The organism is Cellulomonas sp. HD19AZ1 (assembly GCF_004535805.1).
Taxonomy (GTDB): Bacteria; Actinomycetota; Actinomycetes; order Actinomycetales; family Cellulomonadaceae; genus Cellulomonas; species Cellulomonas iranensis.
The window spans coordinates 36,813-56,926 of the sequence record NZ_SPHX01000004.1 but is presented as its reverse complement, the minus strand read 5'-3'; the positions used below and the strand labels follow the sequence as shown (position 1 = coordinate 56,926).

The 20,114-nt window shown below is 76.7% G+C and carries 18 protein-coding genes; 15 read left to right on the top strand and 3 right to left on the bottom strand.

Features of this window, described 5'->3' with window-relative positions; genetic code table 11:
- Positions 1–146 precede the first annotated feature (146 nt).
- Together E4A51_RS08950 and E4A51_RS18325 are read left to right on the top strand one after the other, a co-directional pair.
- Entirely contained in the window at positions 147–419 is a 273-nt protein-coding gene (locus E4A51_RS08950) for a hypothetical protein (protein ID WP_134851530.1), read from the top strand.
- The gene (locus tag E4A51_RS18325; RefSeq protein WP_167748878.1) at positions 416–2,062 is read left to right on the top strand and encodes a hypothetical protein; all 1,647 of its coding nucleotides are present in this window, start codon (positions 416–418) and stop codon (positions 2,060–2,062) included. Before E4A51_RS08950 ends, E4A51_RS18325 begins: the two co-directional genes overlap by 4 nt.
- On the opposite strand, the gene E4A51_RS08940 is transcribed toward E4A51_RS18325, so the two are convergent.
- Positions 2,043–2,420 carry a phage holin family protein gene (locus tag E4A51_RS08940; protein WP_046529540.1) on the bottom strand — a complete coding sequence of 126 codons (378 nt, stop codon included), beginning with the start codon at positions 2,418–2,420 and terminating at the stop codon, positions 2,043–2,045. The two genes, E4A51_RS18325 and E4A51_RS08940, sit on opposite strands and share 20 nt — an antisense overlap.
- 105 nt (positions 2,421–2,525) lie before the next feature.
- Between E4A51_RS08940 and hisC the strand changes: the two genes are divergently transcribed.
- Positions 2,526–3,593, top strand: coding sequence for a histidinol-phosphate transaminase (gene hisC / locus E4A51_RS08935; RefSeq protein ID WP_070319518.1), 1,068 nt, complete (start codon positions 2,526–2,528; stop codon positions 3,591–3,593).
- A 28-nt stretch (positions 3,594–3,621) separates the two neighbouring features.
- Here the strand turns inward: hisC and E4A51_RS08930 are convergent, their stop codons facing one another.
- Complete coding sequence (locus E4A51_RS08930; RefSeq protein WP_046529528.1) at positions 3,622–3,801, bottom strand: hypothetical protein; 180 nt, start codon at positions 3,799–3,801, stop codon at positions 3,622–3,624.
- A gap of 134 nt (positions 3,802–3,935) precedes the next feature.
- Between E4A51_RS08930 and E4A51_RS08925 the strand changes: the two genes are divergently transcribed.
- The 9 genes from E4A51_RS08925 (at position 3,936) to E4A51_RS08885 (ending at position 14,482) form a co-directional block, all read left to right on the top strand.
- Positions 3,936–4,235: a hypothetical protein gene (locus E4A51_RS08925; RefSeq protein WP_206120013.1), complete on the top strand. Its 300-nt coding sequence runs from the start codon at positions 3,936–3,938 to the stop codon at positions 4,233–4,235.
- A 144-nt stretch (positions 4,236–4,379) separates the two neighbouring features.
- A complete protein-coding gene (gene pdhA / locus E4A51_RS08920; protein ID WP_046529527.1) occupies positions 4,380–5,540 on the top strand; it encodes a pyruvate dehydrogenase (acetyl-transferring) E1 component subunit alpha in 1,161 nt (386 codons plus the stop codon).
- A complete protein-coding gene (locus E4A51_RS08915) occupies positions 5,537–6,601 on the top strand; it encodes an alpha-ketoacid dehydrogenase subunit beta (RefSeq protein WP_370297491.1) in 1,065 nt (354 codons plus the stop codon). Before pdhA ends, E4A51_RS08915 begins: the two co-directional genes overlap by 4 nt.
- 17 nt (positions 6,602–6,618) lie before the next feature.
- Positions 6,619–8,160, top strand: a complete 1,542-nt coding sequence (locus E4A51_RS08910; protein WP_134851529.1) for a dihydrolipoamide acetyltransferase family protein — start codon at positions 6,619–6,621, stop codon at positions 8,158–8,160.
- A 94-nt stretch (positions 8,161–8,254) separates the two neighbouring features.
- Positions 8,255–9,187, top strand: coding sequence for a hypothetical protein (locus E4A51_RS08905; protein ID WP_134851528.1), 933 nt, complete (start codon positions 8,255–8,257; stop codon positions 9,185–9,187).
- Entirely contained in the window at positions 9,184–9,954 is a 771-nt protein-coding gene (locus tag E4A51_RS08900) for a copper resistance CopC family protein (RefSeq protein WP_082131518.1), read from the top strand. The genes E4A51_RS08905 and E4A51_RS08900 overlap by 4 nt, the downstream gene beginning before the upstream one ends.
- A 56-nt stretch (positions 9,955–10,010) precedes the next feature.
- A complete protein-coding gene (locus E4A51_RS08895; protein WP_070318743.1) occupies positions 10,011–12,062 on the top strand; it encodes a cytochrome c oxidase assembly protein in 2,052 nt (683 codons plus the stop codon).
- 245 nt (positions 12,063–12,307) lie between these two features.
- Entirely contained in the window at positions 12,308–12,589 is a 282-nt protein-coding gene (locus E4A51_RS08890; RefSeq protein WP_046530925.1) for an isoamylase early set domain-containing protein, read from the top strand.
- A 399-nt stretch (positions 12,590–12,988) separates the two neighbouring features.
- Positions 12,989–14,482, top strand: coding sequence for an MATE family efflux transporter (locus E4A51_RS08885; RefSeq protein ID WP_134851527.1), 1,494 nt, complete (start codon positions 12,989–12,991; stop codon positions 14,480–14,482).
- Positions 14,483–14,694: 212 nt separating this feature from the next.
- Here E4A51_RS08885 and E4A51_RS08880 read toward each other — a convergent pair whose 3' ends face one another.
- On the bottom strand, positions 14,695–15,537 hold the full coding sequence (locus E4A51_RS08880; RefSeq protein ID WP_167748877.1) for an NERD domain-containing protein: 843 nt from the start codon (positions 15,535–15,537) through the stop codon (positions 14,695–14,697).
- A 190-nt stretch (positions 15,538–15,727) separates the two neighbouring features.
- On the opposite strand from E4A51_RS08880, the gene E4A51_RS08875 reads away from it, so the two are divergent.
- The 3 genes from E4A51_RS08875 to E4A51_RS08865 all read left to right on the top strand — a co-directional run bounded on the left by E4A51_RS08875 (position 15,728) and on the right by E4A51_RS08865 (position 20,038).
- Positions 15,728–17,026, top strand: coding sequence for an MFS transporter (locus E4A51_RS08875; protein WP_070318731.1), 1,299 nt, complete (start codon positions 15,728–15,730; stop codon positions 17,024–17,026).
- An 83-nt stretch (positions 17,027–17,109) separates the two neighbouring features.
- Entirely contained in the window at positions 17,110–19,275 is a 2,166-nt protein-coding gene (locus tag E4A51_RS08870; RefSeq protein ID WP_134851524.1) for a UvrD-helicase domain-containing protein, read from the top strand.
- Between the two features lie 64 nt (positions 19,276–19,339).
- A complete protein-coding gene (locus tag E4A51_RS08865) occupies positions 19,340–20,038 on the top strand; it encodes a hypothetical protein (protein ID WP_134851523.1) in 699 nt (232 codons plus the stop codon).
- The last annotated feature ends 76 nt before the right edge of the window (positions 20,039–20,114 follow it).

The following is a 20,114-nucleotide window of genomic DNA, read 5'->3' as shown; positions in this document are numbered from 1 at the left end:
ACCGTGCGGGGCCGTCGTGGCGCGGCCCGGACGACGTCGTCCCCCGGGGAGCGGCGACGTGACCCCAGGCGGGCTCGTGGGCCGGTGCTCCCCAGATCGCGCGAGCACAGGCCTGCCGGCGCAGCCGTGTCCCTAGCGTCCTGCGCATGTCGTCGTCGGTCATCGGGTCCGCGCTCGCGGACGTCAGGGCGCAGGTCGCGTCCGCGCGGGCAGCCGTGCTGCGATCGCGCGCGGTCACGTGGACGGGCACGGCCGCGGACGCGGCGGACCGCCGCCGCGGCGACCTCCTCACGGCGCTGCGACGCTGCGACGAGGCCCTCGACGCCGCGGACGGGGTGCTGGAGGTCGCGCGCCGCGCCGAGATGCAGTGCGTCCCGGGGCGGCCCGTGGGCCTCGCGAGCGCGCTGGCCGGGCGGTGAGCGGGGCCGTGCGCGAGGGCAGGTCGTTGACCATCGGCCGGGACGGGCGCGTTCTGGTCGACGCCGACGAGCTCCTGGGCTCCGCGCGTGACCTGCGGGCCGCCGCCGACGGGCTGGACGCCGCCGACCAGCGCCTCGGGTCGACGGTCGTCCGGTCGCCGGTGCTCGCGTCCCCGGTGCCCGAGGTGCAGGTGCTGCACGACGCGCTCGCGACGCTGCGCCGCGCCCTGCACGGGCCGGCGGCGCTCGCGCACGACGTGCGGGAGCTCGCGTCGCGCACGGTCGACGCCGCGCACGCGTACAGCCTCGCGGAGACCGACGCGCAGGCGCACTGGCGTGGGTTCATCGGGGCGTTCGGGTCGGCCGCGGGAGTGCCGGGCGCGGGCATGCTCGGCGGCGTCGCGATCGCCACCGCGCTCGGCGACGTGCTGCTGGCCGAGGCGCGGGACCTGCTCCGCGACCCGTGGGGGACCGTCGCGCCGCGGGGTCGCGTGGACTTCGCGGCCCGCCTCGCCGGGACGCCGCAGCGGATCGTGGCCGACGGCCGCGCGGGCCTCGTGCTGCAGCTGCTCGGCGGCGCGCTCGGCACGCTCGTGGGCGCCGGCCCGCGGCACCTGGACCCGGTGCGGCGCTTCACGGCGCACGTCGCCGGTCTGCTGCCCTCGCGGGACGTGCGCCTCGTGCCGCGCGCGGACCCGCCGGACCTCCCGGCGCCCGACGGTCTCGCGGGGATGGTCGACCTGGTCGCACGGACCTACGACGAGGACACCGAGACCGGTGAACCCGGCACGCCCCTCGCGACCGTCACGGTGCAGCGGCTCGAGCGCGCCGACGGGTCCGTCGCGTGGGTCGTCGCGATCCCCGGCACACGCGCCGCGGGCCTCGCGAGCGACGTGCCCACCGACAACGGCACCAACCTCGCGCTGGAGGGCGGCGTCCCCGACGTCATGACGGGCGCGGTGCTCGACGCGATGGCCGCGGCGGGGGTCGGCGCCGACGAACCGGTCGCGCTCGTCGGGCACAGCCAGGGCGGCATGGTCGCGACGACCGTCGCGGCCGCGGCCGCGAGCAGGTACGCGGTCCGGCTCGTCGTGACGGCGGGCTCGCCCGACGTGCCGGCCGTCGCGCCGCCCGGCGTCGCGGTCGTCGCGGTCCGGCACCGCGAGGACGCGGTCACGCTGCTCGACGGGATCGTCGGCGAGCGCGGCGGCCCGGGCACGCTGTCGGTCGTGCGGGACCTCGCCGCCACGGGCGGCCCGCCCGCGCCGTCGTTCAGCGAGGCGCACGCGGTCAGCGGCTACGTCGGCACGGCCGCGATGGTCGACGAGGAGATCGGCGACCTGCCGACCGACGACCCCGTCCGCGCCGCGCTGCGCGACGTGCTCGGCGCCGACGGCACGCCCGCCGCCGCCACGACGCGTCAGTACACCGTGACGACGGACCCGCTGGAGGCGTGCGAGCCGCCCCCCGTCCGGGCCGAGCCGGCCCCCGGTCCCGCGCGGACCCCCGCACCGACGCCGGACCGGCGCGTGCCGCCGCCCGAGGGCTTCGAGGACTGGTTCGGGGCGCGGCCGATCGTCCCGGTGCCCGAGGGGTTCCTCCGCCGGCCGGAGCCGGCCGACGTCAGCGCTTCGAACCCGTGAGGCCCGAGAGCACGAAGCTCACGACCGAGACGATGAGCGCCCCGATCACGGCCGTGCCGAAGTTGTCGATCCGCAGGCCCCACGACGTCTGCTCCGTGATCCACGCGGTCAGCATGAGCATGAGCGCGTTCACCACCAGCGTGAAGAGCCCCAGCGTGAGGATGTACAGCGGGATGGACAGGACGGCGACGATCGGCTTGACGATCGCGTTGACCAGCCCGAACACGAGCGCGATCAGCAGGATGATGCCGACCTTCTCCGCGGTCGTCTGCCCGCCCACGATCTCCAGGCCCGACAGCAGGACGGTCGCCAGCCAGATGGCGACCCCGTTCACCAGCACGCGCGCGACGAATCCCATGCGTCGATCCTGCCAGGTCCGGCCCGTCCGCACCCGTGCACGGCACCGGGGACGTCCGCTGGGACGTCCGCAGGGGTCCCGGCCCACCGGTGGCACCATGGCCCCGTGAGCCGCGTCCCCCTCCGCCGTGCCATCGCCGACGTCCCCGCCTACGTCCCCGGCGCACGCGCCGCCGTCGGTGCGGCCGCGTTCAAGCTGTCGTCGAACGAGAACCCGTACCCGCCGCTGCCGTCGGTGGTCGCCGCGATCGCGGACGGTGCGGTCGACGTCAACCGCTACCCCGACATGTTCGCGACCGAGCTCACCGAGGCCGTCGCGCACCGCCTGGGCGTGACGCCCGAGCAGGTCGTCACGGGCACCGGCTCGGTCGCGGTGCTGGGGCACGTGCTCGCGGCCGTGTGCGAGGCGGGCGACGAGGTCGTGCTGCCGTGGCGGTCGTTCGAGGCGTACCCCATCGCCGTGACGCTCGCGCACGCGCAGCAGGTGCGGGTGCCCGTGCACGCCGACGGCCGGCTCGACCTGCCCGCCATGGCCGCCGCCGTCACGCGCCGCACGCGCGTCGTGCTCGTCTGCACCCCCAACAACCCCACCGGCCCGGCCGTGCGGGACGCCGAGCTGCGCGACTTCCTCGCCGCCGTCCCGGGTGACGTGCTCGTGGTCCTCGACGAGGCGTACGTCGAGTTCGTGCGCGACGCGCAGGCGCCCGACGCGGTCGCGCTGCTCGCCGAGCACCCCAACGTCGTCGTGCTGCGCACGTTCTCCAAGGCGTACGGGCTCGCGGGCCTGCGCGTCGGCTACGCCGTCGCGCGCCCGCGCATCGCCGCCGGCATCCGTACCGCGTCCACGCCGTTCGGGGTCTCGCACGTCGCCCAGCTCGCGGCGCTCGCGTCGCTGCGCGCCGAGGGCGAGCTGCTCACGCGCGTCGAGGCCGTCGTCGCCGAGCGCGAGCGCCTGCTCGACGGGCTGCGCGCGCAGGGCTGGGACGTGCCCGACAGCCAGGCGAACTTCGTGTGGCTCGGCCTCGGCGACCGGTCCGTGACGTTCGCGGAGCGCTGCGCGCAGGCCGGTGTGCTCGTCCGCCCGTTCGCGGGGGACGGCGTGCGCGTGAGCGTCGGCGAGAAGGAGGCGACCGACATCTTCCTCGAGGTCGCCGCGGAGCACGCCCCGCGCTGACGTCAGGCGGCTCCGGCTGCCGCGCGGGTCACCGGTCGCACGCGCACACGAGGTTCAGCTCGAGGACCTCCTCGCCCGGGCCCGCCCACGCCTCGGCCTCGGCGCGCGACGCGAAGCGCCGCCCCGCGAGGCGCCCGTCGGCGAGCTGCACGACGACCTCGGTCTCGTCGCGCGGGTCGGTCCAGGTCGTGAGGCCCGGGGTCGTCATGGCGTCTCCTCCGTCCCGCCCGCCGCGGAGGTGCGGTGGTGCGTCCCTCCATGGTGCGCCCCGGAGGCGCGGCACGGCGGGATCGCCCGTCGGGGGTGGTGCGCCGCAGCGAGGTCAGCGGCACCATGGGGCCCATGGACACCGACCCGACACCCGTCCCCACCGTCGAGGGGACCAGCTGGGGCGCGGACGCCGAGTGGACCGCGTGGCTCGCCACGGGCGTGGGACTCGCGGTCGTCGTGGCGTGCTACCTCGTCATCCTCGTCGCGTACATCCGCATCATCCAGAAGGCCGGCTACTCGGGCTGGTGGGTGCTGGTCGGGCTCGTGCCCGTGCTCAACCTCGTGATGTTCCTGGTGTTCGCGTACAGCCGCTGGCCCGTGCTGCGCGAGAACGACCTGCTGCGCTCGCAGCGGGGCGTCCCGCGCTCCTGAGCGGCGCCGCGCGGCGGGGCCGGGGGGCCGGTGTGGGGTTCCGACAAAGGTGTCGGACGAGCGTTGTCCGTCCCGGTCCCTCGTAACCTACGGAGGCGTAGCCTACGCTGACGTAGGTTCGACCCCGAGGCGAAGGAGACCCGCGTGATCCCGACCGGACCCGCGGCCGACGGCCCGCTCACCGACGACGGGCTCGTGCAGCTGCTGACCCCGGCCGGCGAGCGCGTCGAGCACCCCGAGTACGACGCGTGGGCCGCCGACCTGGACGCCGACCGGCTGCGCGCGATGTACCGCGACATGGTGCTGACCCGCCGGTTCGACGTCGAGGCCACGGCGCTGCAGCGTCAGGGGGAGCTCGCGCTGTTCGCGCAGTCCCTCGGCCAGGAGGCCGCGCAGGTCGGCTCGGGGCACGCGCTGCGCCCGCAGGACCACGTCTTCCCGTCGTACCGCGAGCACGGCGTCGCGCAGGCCCGCGGCCTGGAGATGACGCAGCTGCTGCGCCTGTTCCGCGGCGTCGACCACGGCGGCTGGGACCCTGCCGAGCGCAACTTCCACCTCTTCACGCTCGTCATCGGCTCGCACACGCTGCACGCGACCGGCTACGCGATGGGCGTGCAGCGCGACGGGCTCGTCGGCACCGGCGACGCCGAGCGCGACGCCGCGGTCGTCACGTACTTCGGCGACGGCGCGACCGCGCAGGGCGACGTCAGCGAGGCGCTCGTCTTCGCGTCGGTCAACCGCGCACCCGTCGTGCTGTTCTGCCAGAACAACCAGTTCGCGATCTCCGAGCCGACGACGCGCCAGGCCACCGTCCCGATCGCGCACCGCGCACCGGGCTTCGGCGTCCCCGCCGTCCGCGTCGACGGCAACGACGTCCTCGCGACGTACGCCGTGACGCGGCAGGCGCTCGAGCGCGCGCGCAGCGGCGGCGGCCCCACGTTCGTCGAGGCGTTCACCTACCGCATGGGCGCGCACACCACGTCCGACGACCCGACGCGCTACCGCACGTCGGCGCAGGAGGAGCACTGGCGCCGCCGCGACCCGATCGAGCGGCTGCGTGCGCACCTCGACCGCACGGGCGAGCTCCCCGAGGTGTTCCAGGCGCAGCTCGCGAGCGAGGCCGACGCGTTCGGCGAGCACCTGCGCACGACCGTGCGCGGCATGGGCCGCCCCTCCGGGCCGTCGATGTTCGAGCACGTCTACGCCACGCCGCACGCCGTCGTCGACGCCGAGCGCGCGTGGTTCGAGCAGTACGAGCAGTCCTTCGTCGACCACGAGGGTCACCAGACGGGAGGCCACCGATGACCGTCACGTCCGACCGCACCACCGACCTGCCCCCGGCGCCGGCACCCGCGCCGTTCCCGACGGGCACGCAGCGGCTGCCGATGGCGAAGGCCCTCAACCTCGGCATGCGGCGCGCGCTCGCGAACGACCCGCGCGTGCTGCTCATGGGCGAGGACATCGGCCGCCTCGGCGGCGTGTTCCGCGTGACCGACGGCCTGTTCGCCGAGTTCGGCGACGACCGCGTCGTCGACACGCCCCTGGCCGAGTCGGGCATTGTCGGCACCGCGATCGGCCTCGCGCTGCGCGGCTACCGTCCCGTGTGCGAGATCCAGTTCGACGGCTTCGTGTTCCCCGCGTTCGACCAGATCACGACGCAGCTCGCCAAGATGCACTACCGCTCGCAGGGCCGCCTCACGCTGCCCGTCGTCATCCGCATCCCGTTCGGCGGCGGCATCGGCGCGGTCGAGCACCACAGCGAGTCGCCCGAGGCGCTGTTCGCGCACACCGCGGGCCTGCGCGTCGTGTCCCCGTCGACCCCGGCCGACGCGTTCACGATGATCCAGCAGGCCATCGCCTCGCCGGACCCCGTGATCTTCCTCGAGCCCAAGGGCCGGTACTGGGAGAAGGGCGACGTCGACCTCGACGCGCCGCTGCCCGCACCGCACGGCGGCACGTCCGACCTCGACCACGCGCGCGTCGTGCGCCCCGGCACCGACGTCACGGTCGTCGCCTACGGCCCCACGGTCGCGACCGCCCTCAAGGCCGCCGACGCCGCCGCGGCCGAGGGCACGAGCCTCGAGGTCGTCGACCTGCGCACCATCTCGCCGCTCGACACCGCGACCGTCGCCGAGTCCGTGCGCCGCACCGGCCGCTGCGTCGTCGTGCACGAGGCGCCCGTGCTCTACGGGTCCGGCGCCGAGGTCGCGGCCCGCATCACCGAGGAGTGCTTCTACCACCTGCAGGCCCCCGTGCTGCGCGTCGGCGGGTTCCACACCCCGTACCCCGTCGCCAAGCTCGAGCACGACTACCTGCCGAGCCTCGACCGGCTGCTCGACGCCGTCGACCGCACCCTCGCCTTCTGACCACCCGGAGCCCCCGCGTGCCCACGTACCAGCAGTTCCCCCTGCCCGACGCCGGCGAGGGCCTCACCGAGGCCGAGATCGTCGCGTGGCACGTCGCCGTCGGCGACCGCGTCGAGGTCAACCAGACGATCGTCGAGATCGAGACCGCGAAGTCGCTGGTCGACCTGCCGTGCCCGTGGACGGGTGTCGTCACGCGGCTGCTCGTCACCGAGGGCACGACCGTCGAGGTCGGGACGCCGATCATCGAGGTCGACACCGACCCCGACGGCGCCCCCGCGCCCGGCGCCCCGGCCGACGGTGGCGAGACGCAGGGCGGCGTGCGCGCGCACCAGCCGCACCCCGACCGGTCGTCCGCCGAGCCCGGCGGCGCCGACGAGGTCGAGGCGTCCCGCGCCGAGCCCGAGGCGGGCGAGAAGCCCGGCGCCGTGCTCGTCGGGTACGGCGTCGCCGACGGCACGAGCGCGCGCCGGCCCCGCACCACCGCGGCACCGGCCGGCCCCGCCGGCACCACCCCCACGAACGCGCCCGCGCCGGTGACCCCGGCGACGGGCGCCCGGCCGGGTGCGGCGACCCCCGCGGCACCCCGCGCGTCCGCCGCACCAGGCCGTCCCACCGCCACCGCCACCGCCCCGGCGCCCGCGCGCACCGGCACCGGGCGGGCGCTCGCCAAGCCGCCCGTGCGCAAGCTCGCGCGCGACATGGGCGTCGACCTCGACGCCGTCGCCGCGACCGGGCCCGGGGGGATCGTCACGCGCGAGGACGTGCTGGCCCACTCGGTGCGCGCCGAGGGCCGCGACCTCGCGACGTACCCCGGCGACGACCGCCCGTGGCTCGCGTCCGGCACCGTCACGCCCGACGGCCGCCAGACCCGCGTGCCCGTGAAGTCCGTGCGCAAGCGCACCGCCGAGGCCATGGTCGCCAGCGCGTTCACGGCCCCGCACGTCACGGTGTTCCACACGGTCGACGTCACGCGCACCATGAAGCTCGTCGAGCGGCTGCGCGGCGACCGCGAGTTCGCCGACGTGCGCGTCACGCCCCTGCTGATCGCCGCGAAGGCGCTGCTGCTCGCGGTCGACCGGCACCCCGAGATCAACGCGTCGTGGGACGAGGCCGCGCAGGAGATCGTCTTCAAGCACTACGTGAACCTCGGCATCGCCGCGGCCACGCCCCGCGGGCTCGTCGTCCCCAACATCAAGGACGCGCACCGCCTCGACCTGCTCGGCCTCGCGCGCGGCCTCGGCGAGCTCACCGCGACCGCGCGGGCGGGCCGCACGTCGCCCACCGACATGTCCGACGGCACCATCACCATCACCAACGTCGGGGTGTTCGGCATCGACACCGGCACGCCGATCCTCAACCCGGGCGAGGCCGCGATCCTCGCGTTCGGCGCGATCCGGCAGCAGCCGTGGGTGCACAAGGGCAAGGTCAAGCCGCGGCACGTCACGCAGCTCGCGCTGAGCTTCGACCACCGGCTCGTCGACGGCGAGCTCGGCAGCCGCGTGCTCGCCGACGTCGCCGCCGTGCTGGCCGACCCCGCGCAGGCGCTCGTCTGGGGCTGACGCCCGGACCGCGCACGGGACCGGCGGGCCCGCGACCTGCTGAAACGGTTCGCGGCCTGGACCCGACGACGACGCGCGGGCGACGGTCGACGACATGTCGACGTCCCCGGTGCCGCCGGGCGTCGTCCCCGACGGCGGGGCCGACGCCGCGCACCGCGGGGTGCGCGGACCGGCCGACGCACGCCCTCTCGTGGTCGGCGCCGGGCTGGTCGGCGCGGTCCTCGCGGGTGCGCTCGGCGGCCTGCTCGCGACCGGCCACCGCGTCCCCGACGCCGCGGCCCTGCTCGCGGTCGCCGCGCTCGTGCTCGTGCCGGCGGTGCTCGTCGCCCGGTCGCCGCGCCGGGCGGCCGCGCGCGTGGTCGTCGTCGCGGGGTGCGCGTTGCTCGCCGTGGGGCTGCACCCCGTGCTCGTCGCGCTCACCGCACCGCCCGGCGCGCCCGCCCGCCCGGCCGGTCACGCCGCGCACCACGGCGCGGCGCCCGTCCCGCCGCCCGCCGCCGCGCCCGCCGTCCCGGACGAGCCGCGCACGTGGGCGCAGTCCGTCGCGGCCGTCGACCTGACGGCGCTCGCCGCGGCCGGCGTCGACCTCGCGGCCGTCCGCGACGCGGGGTACGACCTGGCCGCGCTCGCCGCCGCGGGCCTGGACGCCACGACGCTCGCCGCCGCGGGTGCCGACCCCGCCGACGAGCACGCGCCGCACCACGTCGCCGAGGCCGTCGCCGCCGCGCCCGACGACGTCGTCGCGGGGGAGGTCGCCGGCGCGCCCTCGGCACGCGAGGGGCAGCGTGCGGGCACCGCGGTACTCGACGGGCGCGAGGCCGACGCCGCAGCGGGCCCCGACGGGCGCGCGGACGGCGCCGCGGCCGGTCCCGAGGCGGGCGGCGCCGAACCCGTGCCGGGCCGTGCGCTCGCGCTGCGGCTCGCGGCGGGCACGGCCACCGCGCTGCTCGCGGGCGCGCTGCTGCTGCACGCGGGACGCGCGTCACACCCCCGCGGCGGGGACCGGGCCCGCGTCGTCACGTCATGATGGACCCGGACGCCGCACCGGCGGACGTCCGCGCCACCCCCACCGACCCCGGGAAGGTCATGCGTCCGCACACGCCGTCCACCGTCCGTCTCGTCCCCGCCGCGCCCCTGCGCCGCGCACGCGTCGCCCTCGCGCTCGTCGTGACCGGGCTGCTCGCGCTGGCCACCGCCGGCCCGGCGGCCGCGCACAACGCGCTGCGCTCGTCCGACCCCGCCGACGGCTCGACCGTCGCGACGGCCCCCGACGCGATCACGCTGACGTTCGACCAGGCGGCGCTCGAGCTGGGCACCGAGATCGTCGTGACCGCGGCCGACGGCACGATCGTGTCCGAGGGGCCCGCGCAGCTCGTCGACACGTCGGTCGTGCAGCCGCTCGCGGCCGAGCGGCCCGCCGGCGCGTACTCCGTGATGTGGCGCGTGACCTCCGCCGACGGCCACCCCATCATCGGCGCCTTCTCCTTCACCGCGACCGACGCCGCCGGTGCGCCCGCCGCGCCCGCCGAGCCCACGCCCGACGCCCAGCCGACGCCCGACGCCACCGACGAGGCCTCGCCCGAGCCGACCATGACGACGCAGGACACCGCCGAGCCCACGGTCGAGGCGACGCCGATCTCCGCGCCCGTCGACGACGACGGCGGCGTCCCCGCCTGGGTCTGGGTGCTGCTCGCGGTCGTCGTCGTGGGCGGTGGCGCGGTCGTCGCGTTCGTCGCGCGCGGCCGCACGCAGCGGGACGGCACGACCGGCACCGGGCCCGGCGCCGGCGCCTGACGACGGACGACCCCGTGGCCGCCGCCCCCGCGCCCGCACGCGCCTACGCTGACCCGGTGGACGCGCAGCCGACGGTCGTGAGGTACGGCGCGCTGGGCGCGCTGACCGCGACCGCGGTCGTCGCGGTGCTCGTGGGACTCACGTTCACGGGTGCGGCGGCCGCGGTCGTCCTGCGCGACCCCGGGCCGCTCGTGCGGTGGGGGCTGCCGGTCGTCGAGACGCTCGGCGAGCTCGCGGCATCCGTCACGGTCGGTGCGCTCGTGCTCGCGGTGTGCGTGCTGCCGCGGCGCGCCGACGCGGCCCGCGCACCGCGCGGCGGTGCCGCCGTCGCGGTCGGCGACGCGTACCCGCGCAGCCTCGTGCTCGCGGCCGTCGCCGCCGGCGTGTGGACCGTGCTGTCGATCCTGCACGTGGTGCTCGCGTACGCGCAGGTCGCGGGCACGCAGCCGACCGCGCCGTCGTTCGGCGACGAGATCGCGCTGTTCGTCACGCAGCTCGACCTGGGCCGCACGCTGCTGTCCGTCACGACCATCGCGGCCGTCGTGACCGCGCTCGCGCTCGTCGTCGCGACCCCGACCGGGGCGGCGTGGACCGCCGCGCTGTCGCTCGTCGCGCTGTGGCAGCTCGCGCAGACCGGGCACGCCGCCGGCGCCGTCAGCCACGACCTCGCCGTGTCGGCGATGGTGCTGCACCTGGTGGGCGCCGCCGTGTGGATCGGCGCGCTCGTGGCGCTCGCGATCCTCGTGCGGCGGCTCGGCGCCGACACGTCGGCCGCCGTCGGGCGGTACTCCGTCATCGCCGGCTGGTGCCTCGCCGCGGTCGCGGTGTCCGGGGTCCTCAACAGCGTCGTGCGGCTCGAGGGCCTCGACGACCTCACGAGCCCGTACGGCGTGCTGCTCGTCGTCAAGGTCGCGCTCACCGCGCTGCTCGGGCTGCTCGGGCTGCTGCACCGCAGGATCACCGTGCCGCGCCTCGCGGGCGGCGCGGACCCGGCCCCCGGGCGCACCGGCACGGCGCTGTTCTGGCGGCTCGTGCTCGTCGAGATCGCCGTCATGGGCGCCGTGTCGGGCGTCGCCGTCGCGCTCGGCTCCACCGCGCCGCCCGTGCCCGACGCGCCGCCCCCCGACCCGTCGCCCGCCTACCAGCTCACCGGCAACCCGCTGCCGCCCGCGCCGAGCGGGCTGCACTGGCTCACGCTGTGGCGGTGGGACGTGCTCGCCGCCGCGGCCGCCGTCGCGGGCCTCGTCGTCTACCTGCGCTGGGTCGTGCGCCTGGGCCGCCGCGGCGACGCGTGGCCGTGGCTGCGCACCGCGTCGTGGGTGCTCGGCATGCTGCTGTTCGCGTGGACCACGTCGGGCGGGCCCGCCGTCTACGGCCACGTGCTGTTCAGCGCGCACATGATCCAGCACATGGTGCTCGTCATGGTGATCCCGCTGTTCGTCGCGCTGTCGGCACCCGTGACGCTCGCGCTGCGGGCCCTGCCGTCGCGCGCGGCCACGCTGCGCGGCGACGACTCGCGCGGCCCGCGCGAGTGGATCCTCACGCTCGTGCACTCCCGCTGGGGCCGGTTCCTGGCGAACCCGCTCGTCGCAGCCGTGAACTTCGCCGGCTCGATGGTGCTCTTCTACTACTCGGGGCTGTTCGGGTGGGCGCTGCGCGACCACGTCGGCCACCTCGCGATGATCGTGCACTTCTCGGTCACCGGGTACCTGTTCGTCAACGCGCTCGCGGGCGTCGACCCCGGCCCGACGCGCCCGCCGTACCCGCTGCGCCTGCTGCTGCTGTTCGCGACCATGGCGTTCCACGCGTTCTTCGGCGTCGCGCTCGTGAGCGGCGAGTCGCTGCTGGTCGCCGACTGGTTCGGGCTCATGGGGCGCCCCTGGGGGCCGTCCGCGCTCGCCGACCAGCAGATCGGCGGGTCGGTCGCGTGGGGGATCGGCGAGATCCCGACCGTCGTGCTCGCGATCGTCGTCGCCGTGCAGTGGACCCGCGACGACGAGCGCACCGCCCGCCGCCGGGACCGCAAGGTCGACCGCGACGGGGACGCCGAGCTCGACGAGTACAACGCGATGCTGGCCCGCATGGCCGACCGCGACGCCGGTCGCTGACCCCTCGCCCCGCACGGGTCGTCCCAGCCGTCCGCGCCTGCCCACGCACCGCTGGCCCCACCCACCCGGGCACCGCCCGCGCCTGCGGTGTCGGTGTCGGCGGGGGTGTCGGGTCGGCGCGGACGGGTGGGCGTCACACGGTGGTCACGTGCGGGGGCGGTGCCGGTCACACGCGTGCGGCACGCTGCACGCGTGCGCAGCGCCGCGTCGCCGCCCGAGCCGCCCGAGGGAAAGTGGTCCCGCCCGTGCTGAAGAAGTCCCGCTCCGCCCGTACCGCCACCTCCACGCTGACGTTCGCGCTCCCGGCCGCCGAGCTCGACGGGCCCGTGAGCGTGGTCGGGACGTTCAACGACTGGACGCCCGGCGCGCACCCGCTGCGGCGGCGGTCCAACGGCACCGCCAGCGTGTCGGTGACGGTGCCGACCGGCACGACGGTCAGGTTCCGGTACCTGGGCGAGCGCGGGCGGTGGTTCGACGACGCCGACGCCGACGCGATCACGCCCGAGGGCGGGGTCGTGCTCGCCTGACGCCGAGCGCGGACGGTGCACGCCCGACCGCGCCCGTCGGGTGGCTGTCGCGTTGCGCGGTGCGCATCGCGACGCAGATCACGTCGGTCAAGCCGAGGGCGGGCCGGGACCGGGTCGTCAGCGGTCGGGAGGCCCGTGGGAGCGCTGCCTCGGGGCGTTCCGGGCGTGCGCACGCCGCGTGGCGGGGGTGCGGTTGGTGCGCACGTGGCGCGGGCTTGCCCTGCCGCCGGGGACGACGCCCGGACGGGTGCCGCGTCGCCCGTCTAACCCCTGGCCACGCGGGATCGTATCGATACGATGAGGTGCTGACGCGACCGGCACGACCGACCACCGCGCCCCTCCACGGCCGCCCTCGGTGGCGGCCGGCCCTGTCCCCACCAGCGCGGAAGTAGTCCCGTCATGTCCAAGGTCCTGACCGCCGGCAGCCCCTGGCGCGTCATCGCCCTCTTCGCCGTCCCGCTCCTCGTGGGCAACGTCGTCCAGCAGATGTACCAGGTCGCCGACGCGATCGTCGTCGGCCGCACGCTCGGCGTCGACGCGCTCGCCGCCGTCGGCGCGACCGGCAGCCTGCTGTTCCTGCTGCTCGGGTTCGCCTGGGGCATGACCTCGGGCTTCGCGATCCCCACCGCGCAGGCGTTCGGAGCCGGCGACCACGCCGCCGTGCGCCGCTCGGTCGCGTCCGGCGCCGTGCTCACCGCCGTCGTGTCGCTCGTGCTGACCGTCGCCGCACCGCTGCTGGCCGAGCCCGCGCTGCGCCTGCTGCGCACCCCCGAGAGCCTGCTGCCGCAGGCCACGACGTTCGCGGTCGTGAGCTTCCTGGGCGCCAGCACGATGATGTCCTTCAACTTCCTGTCGGCGATCGTGCGTGCCATCGGCGACTCCCGCACGCCGCTCGTCTTCCTCACGATCAGCTGCGTGCTCAACATCGGCCTGGTCGTCGGTCTCGTCGCCGGGCTCGGCACGGGGGTCGGCGGCGCGGCGCTCGCGACGGTGGTCTCGCAGGGCACGTCCGTCGCGCTGTGCCTGCTCTACGTGTGGCGCCGCGTGCCCGTGCTGCACGTGCGCCGCGAGGACTGGCGCGTCACGCGCGACGACCTCGCGCAGCACCTGCGCCTCGGCCTGCCCATGGGCTTCCAGGCCTCGATCATCGCGATCGGCACGCTCGCCGTGCAGGTGCGGCTCAACGAGCTCGGGCCGGACGCGGTCGCCGCGTACACCACGGCCGCGCGCGTCGACGGCCTCGCCGTCGCGCTGCTGTCCTCGCTCGGCCTCGCGGTGTCGATGTTCGTCGCGCAGAACCTCGGCGGCGGGCGGCCCGACCGCATCCGCACCGGCGTCGTGCAGGCCACGTGGATGTCGGTCGTCGCGTCGGTCGTGCTCGGTGCCGTGCTCATCACCGCCGGCAGCCACCTCGTCCAGCTGTTCGTGGGCGACGGCGCCGACCGCGTCGTGACGATGGCGGCGCACTTCCTGCACGTCACGGGCGCGCTCTACACCGTGCTCGGCGTGCTGTTCGTGCTGCGCGGCGCCCTGCAGGGCCTTGGCCACACGTTCGTGCCCACGGTCACCGGCGTGATCGAGCTCGTCATGCGCGTCGGCGCAGCCGTCGTGCTCGGTGCGGCGTACGGGTTCGACGGCGTCGTGTGGGGCAACCCGCTCGCGTGGATCGGCGCCGTGGTCGTGCTCGTGCCCGTGTACGTGCGGTGGCACCGCCGGCTCGCGCTCGCACCGATCGGGCCGATGTCCGACGTCGTGGCGACCCCCGAGCCGATCGCGCTCGAGGGCCCGCACGAGGGGTCGGCCGTCGTCGACACGGTCGTGCCGCGCCCGCGCCGCTTCGTGCGGCGCCGCGGCGACCGGTCCGGCCGGGTGCGTGACCGCGTCCGTTCCTGACGGGCCCCGCGGCTCCGCCCGTCGCACCCGCCCCGGCGGCCCCGGTCCCGGCGACCCCGTGCGGCGTTCCGGCTGCTGAGCGGCCGGAACGCCACGCACCCGGGCACCCCGGCACCCGCGCACGCGGGCGCCGGGGCGTCGGGCGGTCCGGCGCGTGCGCGGCAGGGCGGCGGGTCAGCGGGTCGGGGTTCCGCCGCGGGGCGGGCGGCCTGTCACAGCGCACCCACCCGCACCGCGACGGCGACCGCCACGGCCAGCGGCAGGCACCACACCGCGGCCGCGCGTGCGACCGCGCGGGTCGTGGCAGCCGACCTCGTCCGTCGCCGCGGGGCGCGCCCCGCAGCCGACGGCAGCACCGACGACTGCGCCGAGTGGTCGGCGGTCCGCACGCGCACCGCACGCCGCCGCCGGTCGGTGCCGAGCACGGACGTCGTCAGCTGGTCGGGGCAGCGCTCACCGCCGAGGTGCAGGTCCAGCAGCTGGTGGAGCCCCGCCATCTCGGCGGGCGTCAGGCGCGGCGGCAGCGCCCGCAGGTGCGCCGCGAGGTCGTCGACGCCGACGACGGTCGCGCCGCACGCGTCGACGACCGGCCCCACGTGACGGTCGGGCGCGCAGACCACCGCACGCACCGCCGAGCGGTGCTGGGGTGCGAGCAGCGCCGTCACCGCGGCCGCCGCGGCGAGCGCGCGCTCGAGGTCGAGGGCCACCGGCTCGCCGTCGTGCCGCAGCGCGCCGTCGTGCAGGTGCAGGCGGCCCGGCCAGCTCCGCACGTCCACCACCACGACACCGCCGGGCCCGACGACCACATGCTCGATCGACCCCAGCGGGCGGCCCGGGTGGTGCACGCCGTGCAGCGCCGCCCAGCCGTACGGCTCGAGCGCGCGCAGCGCGGCCGTGGGCGTCGCGGTCGTGGGGAACGCGCCGGTCGTCGGGGAGGTGCCGGTGGGCGCCGGTGCGGCGTCGCGGACGCGCGACGGCACGGCGCCCACGATCCGCGCCACCTGCGCGTGCGCGGCACGCAGCGCCGGCTCGCCGCCGGTCCTCGACGAACCCATGCCCTCTACGTCGGCCGTCGCGCCGCCGGACCTGAGCGGTTCGGGTGTGACGCGGGACCCTGTCCCGCCCGTCGGGCGGGTCGGCGGAGTTGGCTCGAGGGCTGCCCGCGGGGCACCTCGCGGACGTAGGGTCGCCCTCGGCACGCCGTAGGGGGCACGCCGTCGAGCACGCGCGACGAGGGGCACACGCATGACGCACGGGACGAGCACGCGTACGCGCGTGGCGGTGGCGGCGACGTACGTCGCGCAGGGCTTCGGGTACGCGACGGTGGTGACCGCGCTGCCGGGGCTCAAGGCGCGCACGGGCATCGACGACGGCGCCATCGCGATCGTGCTGCTGCTCGGCGCGCTGCTCGCCGCGGCCGGGTCGGTGACCGCCGAGCGCATCGCGCGCGGCCGCTCGTCGCGTGCGGCCGTCGTCGTGGGGCTCCTCGCGCAGGCCGCGGGCCTCGCCCTCGTCACCACCGCGACGTCCGTGCCGCCGCTGGTCGGCGCGTTCGTGGTGTTCGCGCTCGGCCTGGGCATGGTCGACGCGTCCGGGAACATGCAGGGCGTCGCGCTCCAGCAGCGCGTGGGGCGCCCGCTCATGTCGACCCTGTTCGCGTGCCTCACCGCGGCTGCCATCGCGGCGGCGCTCGCGCAGTCCGGGTTCGCGCGCCTCGGCACGACGACGGGTGCGGTCGTCGCGCTGCTCGTCGCCGCCGCCGTCGCCGCTGCCGTCGCGCTGGTCGCGCGCCCCGCGCTGCTGACCACCGACGCGGGGGTCCGCACCACCGCCGGGCGCGTCGCGCCCGACCGCGGCGCGTCGGACCGAGGCGCGTCCGGCAGCGGCGCACCGTCGCGTGCGCCGCTGCCGCGCGCCGGCATCTGGCTGTTCGGCGCGATGGTCGCCGTCGCGTTCGTGGTCGACTCGGCGGTCTCGAGCTGGAGCACCGTGTACCTGCACGACTGGCTCGACGCCCCGCCGTCGGTGGCACCGCTCGGGTACGCCGCCTACCAGGGCGCGGTGCTCGTGACGCGGCTCGCGGGCGACCCCCTGGTCCGCAGGTTCGGGCGCGAGCGGGTCGCGATGCCGACCGTCGTCGTGGCCGCCGTCGGGCTCGCCGTGGTGGCGCTCGTGCCGAGCCCCGTCGCCGCCGTCGCGGGGTTCGCGCTCGCGGGGGTCGGCGCCGGCACGCTCGTGCCGCTCGCGTTCTCCGCGGCCGGCGAGCTCGCGCCGGACCGGCTCGACGAGGTCGTCGCGCGCATCAACCTGTTCAACTACGCGGGCGCGCTCGTGGGTGCCGTCGTGATCGGCCTGCTCTCGGAGCTCCTCGGCCTCGGGCCCGCGTTCTTCGTCCCCGCGCTGCTGCTCGTGCCCGCGCTGGGCGTCGTCCCGCAGCTCGGCGACCGGCCCCGCCCGGGCGTGCCCGAGGTCGTCGCACCCCCCGGGACCGCGCTGCCCACGGCGCCCGAGCCGCCCGAGCCGGACGGCCGCCCGCCCCGCTGACGTGGTGCACGTCGCCCGGTCGGGCGCTCATGGTCGGCCCGCGGCCGGCCGATAGGTCGGGTGACACCGGAGGACACCGACCCATGCCCGCAGGGGACTCCGCGGCGCTCGAGGCGCAGCGTCAGCTCGCCCTCGCCGCCGCCCACGAGAAGGCCGCCGTCGAGGCGCGCGCGACCGCGTCGCGCTACGGCGTCGCGTCCGCGACCGAGCAGCGCACCGCGCGTGCCCTGGCGCCGCTCGCGGCCGCGGGCCACCACCTGCTCGCCGACCGGCGCTGGCCGGGCAGCCGCCGCGCGCAGGTCGACATGGTCGTCGTCGGCCCCGGCGGTGTGTTCGTCGTCGACACCAAGGCGTGGGCGGACGTCACGATCGACCGCGACCGGATCCTGCGCGGGCAGGAGGACGTCACCGAGGACCTCATGGCGCTCGCGGACCTCGCGTACCGCACCGAGGGCGAGCTGGCCGAGATCGGGCTGGCGCCGGGGGAGGTGCACGCCGTCGCGGTGCTGGCGGGGCGGCAGGGCGTCGACGAGCGCGTCGGGCCCGTGCGGGTCGTCGGCGAGCGCGACGTGCTCGGCCTCGTCGCGCGCCGCGGTGCGCGGCTCGCACCCGCGCAGGTCGACCGCGTGCTCGCGCGGTGCCTCGACTGGTTCGGGCAGGTCGGTGCGCCCGCCCCCGTCAGCACGACGCTGCCCGAGCCGGTGCTCCCGGCGCCGCGCGTGCCGGACGCCGCGCCCGTCGTCGTCCCGGCGCTCGTGCCCGACGACGCGGCGGGCGAGTCCTTCGACGTGCCCGCGCCGCGCGGCCCCGCGGGGGTGGCGCCGCTGCACGACGACGAGGAGGTCCGCCGCACCCTGCTGCAGGGGCTGCTCGCGGCGCCCGTCGAGGAGTGGATGACGTTCCTGCACCCCGCGCAGGCGAAGGTCGTGCGCCGCTCGTACAACGGGCCGGCGCGGATCCGCGGCGCCGCGGGCACCGGCAAGACGGTCGTCGGGCTGCACCGTGCCGCGTACCTGGCACGCACCCGCGAGGGCAAGGTCCTGGTGACCACGTACATCCGGACGCTGCCCGACGTGCTGCGGCAGATGCTCACGCGGCTGGCGCCCGACGTGGTCGACCGCGTCGAGTTCGCGGGCGTGCACGAGACCGCCAAGCGCATCCTCGACGAGGCGGGCGTGCGCGTGCGGATCGACGGCAGGCAGATCGCGGCGGCGTGGACGGCGGCGTGGGGCAAGGTCGCGGGCGGGTCGATCATCGACACCGACCGCCACGAGCAGGACTACTGGCACGAGGAGGTCGCCTCGGTCATCAAGGGCCGTGGGCTGACCCGCTGGGACCAGTACGCGGACCTGCCGCGGCTGGGCCGCCGGCACCGGCTCGGGCTGCAGCAGCGGCGTGTCGTCTGGCAGCTGTACGAGGCGTACGACGCCGAGCTGCGCGACCGCGGCGTGCACGACTTCGCGGACCAGATCGCGCTCGCGGAGGCCGAGCTGCGGCGTCGCCCGCCCGCCGAGCGGTACACGGCCGTCGTCGTCGACGAGGCGCAGGACCTCACGTGCGTGATGCTGCGCATGCTGCACGGCCTGGTGGGGGACGAGACCGACGGGCTGACGCTCGTGGGCGACGGTCAGCAGACCATCTACCCGGGCGGGTTCACGCTCGCCGAGGCGGGCATCTCGGTCGCGGGTCGCGGCACGGTGCTCGACGTCAACTACCGCAACACGCGGGAGATCCTGCAGTTCGCGTCGATGCTGGTGCGCGACGACGAGTTCGCGGACATCGAGGGCGCGACGGCGCGCGGCGACCGGCCCGCGCAGGTGCCGCGCACGGGCCCCAAGCCGCTGTACGTGCGGTGCGCGGGGGAGGCGGACCGGCAGCGCCGCATGGTGCAGCGCGTGCAGGAGGTCGTCGCGGAGGTCGGCACGAGCTTCGGCGACGTGGGCGTGCTGTCGCTGTCGCGGCGCGGCGTCGACGACGCGACCGAGGCGCTGCGGCGCGCGGGCGTCCCGGTGGTCAACCTCGAGCAGTACGACGGCGTGCCCGTGAACCGCGTCAAGGTCGGCACGGTGAAGCGCGCGAAGGGCCTGGAGTTCAAGCAGGTGCTGGTCGTGGACCCGTACGCGTCGTGGTTCACCGACAAGCCCGACGGCCTGGACGACGTGGACCGCGAGCGGCGGGAGTTCCGGCTGCGCGAGCTGTACGTCGCGATGACGCGGGCACGCGACGGGCTGTGGGTGGCGTCGATCTGACGGCGGCGCCGTCGGGACCGTCGGACCGCGCCGCGGTGCAGGCACCGGCGGTAGCGTCGGGCGGGTGAGCAGCGCGCCCGGACCGTACCCCGCCCCCGACCAGCCGGCGTCGGGCCCCTGGCCCGGACCGCCGCCGCGCCCGCGGCGCACGTCGGTGACGGGGCCGGTGTGGCTCACGGCCGTGGGCGTCGTGCTGCTGCTGGGCGCGCTGGTCGCGTTCGTGGCGACGATCGGCGGGTTCGTCGGCGCGGTGCGCTCGGACGTGCTGACGAACGACGGCCGGCCGGGGGCGGCGGTGCTCGCGTCGGCCGACGCGCCCGGTGCGACGGAGGTCGTGCTCACGGCGGGCGAGCGGTACGCGGTGTACCTCGTGGTGCCGCATGACGCGGTGCGCGACGACGAGCGCCCCGAGCTCGCGGAGGACGTGCTGCTCATGGCGCCGTCGGGTGCGGTGGTCGAGGCCGACGGGTCGCCGGGCGTGAGCATGCAGACCGGTGCGGGTGGGCGCGTGGCCGCGACGGTCGGGGCGTTCACGGCGCCCGAGTCGGGGCGGTACACGGTCGCGGTGCCGCCCGCGGACGCGTCGGACGCGTGGGTCGCGATCGCCGCGGACAAGCCGTTCGGGCCGTTCTTCGGGTCGGTCGTGGGGACCGTGCTGGGCGTGTTCGTGGTGATCGGGCTCTCGGCGGCCGGGTTCGGGATGACGCTCGGCGGCGCGATCTGGTGGGTGCTGCGCGTGCGTGCGCGGCGCGCGGCTGCCTGACGTCGAGGCCCCGGCTTCACAGTTGACCCTCAGCGGACGCACTGGCTAGCGTGGTGCTAAATCGGTCTAGCAACGA

Excerpts from the sequence above, each read along its gene's own strand:
- E4A51_RS08900 (WP_082131518.1), top strand. The coding sequence starts at position 9,184 with ATGATGGACCCGGACGCCGCACCGGCGGACGTCCGCGCCACCCCCACC.
- E4A51_RS08915 (WP_370297491.1), top strand. The coding sequence starts at position 5,537 with ATGACCGTCACGTCCGACCGCACCACCGACCTGCCCCCGGCGCCGGCA.
- E4A51_RS08875 (WP_070318731.1), top strand. The coding sequence starts at position 15,728 with ATGACGCACGGGACGAGCACGCGTACGCGCGTGGCGGTGGCGGCGACG.
- E4A51_RS08950 (WP_134851530.1), top strand. The coding sequence starts at position 147 with ATGTCGTCGTCGGTCATCGGGTCCGCGCTCGCGGACGTCAGGGCGCAG.
- E4A51_RS08905 (WP_134851528.1), top strand. The coding sequence starts at position 8,255 with ATGTCGACGTCCCCGGTGCCGCCGGGCGTCGTCCCCGACGGCGGGGCC.
- E4A51_RS08880 (WP_167748877.1), bottom strand. The coding sequence starts at position 15,537 with ATGGGTTCGTCGAGGACCGGCGGCGAGCCGGCGCTGCGTGCCGCGCAC.
- E4A51_RS08870 (WP_134851524.1), top strand. The coding sequence starts at position 17,110 with ATGCCCGCAGGGGACTCCGCGGCGCTCGAGGCGCAGCGTCAGCTCGCC.
- E4A51_RS08925 (WP_206120013.1), top strand. The coding sequence starts at position 3,936 with ATGGACACCGACCCGACACCCGTCCCCACCGTCGAGGGGACCAGCTGG.
- E4A51_RS08940 (WP_046529540.1), bottom strand. The coding sequence starts at position 2,420 with ATGGGATTCGTCGCGCGCGTGCTGGTGAACGGGGTCGCCATCTGGCTG.
- E4A51_RS08930 (WP_046529528.1), bottom strand. The coding sequence starts at position 3,801 with ATGACGACCCCGGGCCTCACGACCTGGACCGACCCGCGCGACGAGACC.
- E4A51_RS08885 (WP_134851527.1), top strand. The coding sequence starts at position 12,989 with ATGTCCAAGGTCCTGACCGCCGGCAGCCCCTGGCGCGTCATCGCCCTC.